Source organism: Streptomyces glaucescens (assembly GCF_002154375.1).
Lineage (GTDB): Bacteria > Actinomycetota > Actinomycetes > Streptomycetales > Streptomycetaceae > Streptomyces > Streptomyces glaucescens.
The window spans coordinates 1-4,616 of record NZ_MUND01000794.1 but is presented as its reverse complement, the minus strand read 5'-3'; the positions used below and the strand labels follow the sequence as shown (position 1 = coordinate 4,616).

The window sequence follows — 4,616 nt, the reverse complement described above, 5'->3', positions numbered from 1 at the left end:
CCTGCTCACCCACCCCGGCCAGCGGCTGCGCCTCCAGCGGTCCCTGGCCGCAGGCGAACGGGACCTGCTTGCCACCGGCGTGGAGGAACTGCTGCGCTACGACGGCCCGGTGGAGCTGGCCACCTGGCGCTTCGCCACCCAGCCGCTCACCATCGGCGGACAGGACATCGCGCCCGGTGACCCGGTCCTCGTCGTACTGGCCGCCGCCGACCGCGATCCGGCCCGGTTCACCGACCCGGACACCCTGGACCTGGCCCGCCGCGACAACCAGCACCTGGGGTACGGGCACGGAATCCACTACTGCCTGGGCGCCCCGCTCGCCCGGCTGGAGGGCCAGACCGCGCTCGCCACGCTGCTGACCCGCCTCCCCGACCTCCGGCTCGCCGCGGACCCCGCGGAGCTGCGCTGGCGCGGCGGCCTCATCATGCGCGGACTGCGCACCCTGCCGGTGGAGTTCACCCCCGAGCGGTGACGCCCGCACGGCGCCGAGCGGTGACGCCCGCACGGCGCCCAGCGGTGACCCGCAACGGTCACAGCGCCGACCCCCACGACGCTCCGGCGCGAGGACTCGCGCCGCCCGGCGCAAAGCTGACACGCCTTCACCTTTGTGATCTTCACGTGATCTGCGCGGCATTAACTTGTGACAAGTGATCGTCTGCCTATACGTTCACCCATCAGTGTGGCGGCGATGATCACAGCATCTCCGCCGCACCGTCACCGCTGTCTCGTGAAAGGTCCCCGCATGCTCTCCGGGAACGGTCGTCACCGTCGCCCCCGCCAGGCTCCGGCCCTCATCGTCGCGGCCGGAGTGACCGGATCCGCCATCGCCATTCCGCTGCTGGGTGCGACCGGCGCGAGCGCCGCCACGGGAGGGACGTGGGACAGGGTCGCGGAGTGCGAGAGCGGCGGCTCCTGGAGCGCGAACAACGGCAACGGCTACTACGGCGGTCTGCAGATCTCCCAGGACGACTGGGTGAAGTACGGCGGTCTGGACTACGCGGAGAGCCCCGACGTGGCCAGCCGTTCGCAGCAGATAGCCGTCGCCGAACGGATCCTGGCCGCCGAGGGCGTGGGCGCGTGGCCCACCTGCGGCCTGCTGGCCGGCCTCGACGGTGATTCCGCCCCGGCGGGCGTCGACACCGGCCTGGCGGCTGACGCCGCGTCGGGCCTGACGGCCACCCCGGAGGCTTCCGGCAGCCCCGAGTCCGGCTTGTCCGACTCGTCGCAGCCTTCGGATTCGTCCGATTCGACGAGACCGGCCGAAGGTTCCAAGGGCTCCGCAACCCCCGAGAACTCCGCGAACCCGTCGGAGTCGGCACCGTCCCGCTCGGCCACCTCCTCGCCGTCCCCTGACGTCACGTCGGACGCGGTGGAAGGTTCCGCCAGGGAAGGGGGCGGGGGTGACTCTTCGGACAGCACCGACAATTCGCCCACCGCCACTACCAAGAACGACGAGTCGGACAAGTTGGGGCAGAACGCCTCGGGTTCCACCGGACCCGGCCGTCACCGTGGTGACAGTGCCGAGGAGGACGCCGAGGACAGTCGTGCGGCCGAGTCCTCGGGCCGGCACGCCTCCCGTGACTCCGCCGCCCGCGACGCGGCCGACGGCACCTACACGGTCCGCGCCGGCGACAGCCTCTGGGGCATCGCCGACTCCCTTGAGGTGCAAGGCGGATGGGCCGCGCTCTACGCCGAGAACAAGGCGACCGTGGGCACCGATCCCGACCTCATCGTCCCGGGTCAGACCCTGGAGGTAGGGGCTGAACCGGGAGAAAAGTAGCGGGACTTCAGCGCGCGGTTCGGGCCGAATGTCCGTTATAAACGCGGTGAGAGATAGGTCTCAGAAGGCCTGATCGTCTTTGAAATTCCGCGGAATGCGTGGCTACGGTCAAAGCCGCTCGTCACCGCGAGCCCCGGCTGCCGCAACGCCGAATCCTGCCAGCGGCCGTCCGGGAACAGTCGTCGCGTCAAGCGCCGCAGGCAGGAGCGGGGGACCCAAGGTAAGTGCCGGGCCCGGAAGTCGAGGAGACTCGACGCCGGAACCGGCTAGGGGTGAAGCCGCAGTCCGCAAGGGCCGCGGCCGGGCAACTCAACCGGCCCGAACCCGACAGCTCACCTCGTAGGCGTCGGTGAGGGGATCGATCCATGCTGTTTTCCGGCAAGGGCAAGCACCGTCGTCCGTCCAAGGCCGCTCGCGCCATCGCCATCGCCGGTGTGACCGGCGCCGCCGTCGCCGCTCCGCTGATGGCGGCCGGCAGCGCCTCCGCCGCCACCGCTTCCGAGTGGGACGCCGTCGCCCAGTGCGAGTCCGGCGGCAACTGGTCCATCAACACCGGCAACGGCTACTACGGCGGTCTGCAGTTCTCCGCCTCCACCTGGGCCGCGTACGGCGGCACCCAGTACGCCGCCACCGCCGACCAGGCCAGCAAGGCCCAGCAGATCGAGATCGCCGAGAAGGTCCTCGCGGGCCAGGGCAAGGGCGCCTGGCCGCACTGCGGCGTCAACCTCTCCAGCGCGCCGTACAGCGGCGCCCCCGCCTCCTCCGGCGACAGCGGCACCGCCGCCCGCGAGACCGAGGAGCAGCCCGCCTCCCGGTCCGCCGAGCGCCCGGCCGCCACCCAGAAGGCCGAGCAGACCCAGAAGACCGTCACCACCCCGACCGGCCAGAAGGTCGAGAAGGGCGACGGCGAGTACAAGGTCGTCACGGGTGACACCCTCAGCACGATCGCCGAGGAGCACGACGTCAAGGGCGGCTGGGCGAAGCTGTTCGAGCTGAACAAGGACATCGTCGACGACGCCGACGTCATCTACCCGGGCCAGCAGCTGCACCTCAAGTAATCAGCGAAGGGCGCACCCCGCGAGGGGGCCCGCAGACTCCCCGCCCCGGTGCGCGTTCCCCCGTACGCACCGGGGCGGGGTCTTTTTCCGGTCTCGTTTTGCGGAAACCGTCTTTGTTCCGTTCGGAAACAATTTACTCTCGGTTCCGTCCACGAGGTGGGCGGCCGGCTGGCCGATCGCCCCGAGCCGGTTAGGCTCGTCTCGCAGAGCCACACCCGCGGCCTGCCCACCGCGTCACATTGAAGAAGGAGATGCTCGTGCCGTCCATCGACGTCGTCGTAGCCCGGGAAATCCTGGACTCCCGAGGCAACCCCACGGTCGAGGTCGAGGTCGGCCTCGACGACGGCAGCACGGGTCGTGCCGCCGTCCCGTCCGGCGCCTCCACCGGCGCCTTCGAGGCCATCGAGCTGCGTGACGGCGACTCGAACCGTTACCTCGGCAAGGGCGTCGAGAAGGCCGTCCTGGCCGTCATCGAGCAGATCGGCCCGGAGCTGGTCGGTTACGACGCCACCGAGCAGCGCCTGATCGACCAGGCCATGTTCGACCTGGACGCCACCGACAACAAGGGCTCCCTCGGCGCCAACGCCATCCTCGGCGTCTCGCTCGCCGTCGCGCACGCCGCCTCCGAGGCCAGCGACCTGCCGCTGTTCCGCTACCTGGGCGGCCCGAACGCGCACCTGCTGCCGGTGCCGATGATGAACATCCTGAACGGCGGCTCGCACGCCGACTCCAACGTGGACATCCAGGAGTTCATGATCGCCCCGATCGGCGCGGAGTCCTTCTCCGAGGCGCTGCGCTGGGGCGCCGAGGTCTACCACACCCTCAAGAAGGTCCTGAAGAGCAAGGGCCTGGCCACCGGCCTCGGCGACGAGGGCGGCTTCGCCCCGAACCTGGGTTCCAACCGCGAGGCCCTGGACCTCATCCTCGAGGCCATCAAGGAAGCCGGTTACACCCCCGGCGAGCAGATCGCCCTCGCCCTCGACGTGGCCGCGTCCGAGTTCTACAAGGACGGCGTGTACGTCTTCGAGGGCAAGGAGCGCACCGCCGCCGAGATGACCGAGTACTACGCCGAGCTGGTCGAGGCGTACCCGCTGGTCTCCATCGAGGACCCGCTGTTCGAGGACGACTGGGAGGGCTGGAAGACCATCACCGACAAGCTCGGTGACAAGGTCCAGCTCGTCGGCGACGACCTGTTCGTCACCAACCCCGAGCGCCTGGCCCGCGGCATCGAGGAGGGCGCCGCCAACGCCCTGCTGGTGAAGGTGAACCAGATCGGCTCGCTCACCGAGACCCTGGACGCCGTCGAGCTGGCCCAGCGCAACGGCTTCAAGTGCATGATGTCCCACCGCTCCGGCGAGACCGAGGACGTCACCATCGCCGACCTGGCCGTCGCCACCAACTGCGGCCAGATCAAGACCGGTGCCCCGGCCCGCTCCGAGCGCGTCGCCAAGTACAACCAGCTGCTGCGCATCGAGGAGATCCTCGACGACGCCGCGGTGTACGCCGGCCGCAGCGCGTTCCCCCGGTTCCGCTCCGCGAACCAGTAAGCACCGCGAGGGCTGAGCACCGCCCCGTAGGAAGCGTCGTACGTACGTCCCCGTACTCGGTCCCGTACCGTGTGCGGGGACGTACGCGCGTGAACGGGAGGCGGGCAACATGGCCGTGAAGGACCGGGACCGGTTCTCCACCGCGACCAGGATCAGGCTGCTCGGCGAACAGACCGCCGCCCGTGTCTACCGCTCGCAGACCAAGCGGCAGGCCCGGCGCTCCCGCCTCAC

Annotated in this window: 4 protein-coding genes, 1 pseudogene and 1 riboswitch; all 5 genes and pseudogenes read left to right on the top strand. The window is 70.1% G+C overall.

Going from position 1 to position 4,616, the window contains the following annotated elements; all coding sequences use genetic code 11:
• A partial coding sequence (locus CCN42_RS45220) for a cytochrome P450 (RefSeq protein WP_245877642.1) occupies positions 1–472 on the top strand: 472 nt, incomplete at its 5' end.
• A gap of 270 nt (positions 473–742) precedes the next feature.
• Complete coding sequence (locus tag CCN42_RS37390) at positions 743–1,780, top strand: transglycosylase family protein (protein WP_086741727.1); 1,038 nt, start codon at positions 743–745, stop codon at positions 1,778–1,780.
• Positions 1,781–1,962: 182 nt separating this feature from the next.
• A riboswitch (cyclic di-AMP (ydaO/yuaA leader) is annotated at positions 1,963–2,141 on the top strand.
• A 4-nt stretch (positions 2,142–2,145) separates the two neighbouring features.
• Entirely contained in the window at positions 2,146–2,838 is a 693-nt protein-coding gene (locus CCN42_RS37385; protein WP_086741726.1) for a transglycosylase family protein, read from the top strand.
• A gap of 257 nt (positions 2,839–3,095) precedes the next feature.
• Positions 3,096–4,385, top strand: coding sequence for a phosphopyruvate hydratase (eno, locus tag CCN42_RS37380; RefSeq protein WP_086741728.1), 1,290 nt, complete (start codon positions 3,096–3,098; stop codon positions 4,383–4,385).
• Between the two features lie 109 nt (positions 4,386–4,494).
• A pseudogene (locus tag CCN42_RS37375) lies at positions 4,495–4,616 on the top strand (septum formation initiator family protein); the annotation flags it as partial.

Bases quoted from the DNA above. Each gene is read 5' to 3' on its own strand.
- CCN42_RS37385 (WP_086741726.1), top strand. From the start codon at position 2,146: ATGCTGTTTTCCGGCAAGGGCAAGCACCGTCGTCCGTCCAAGGCCGCT.
- CCN42_RS37390 (WP_086741727.1), top strand. From the start codon at position 743: ATGCTCTCCGGGAACGGTCGTCACCGTCGCCCCCGCCAGGCTCCGGCC.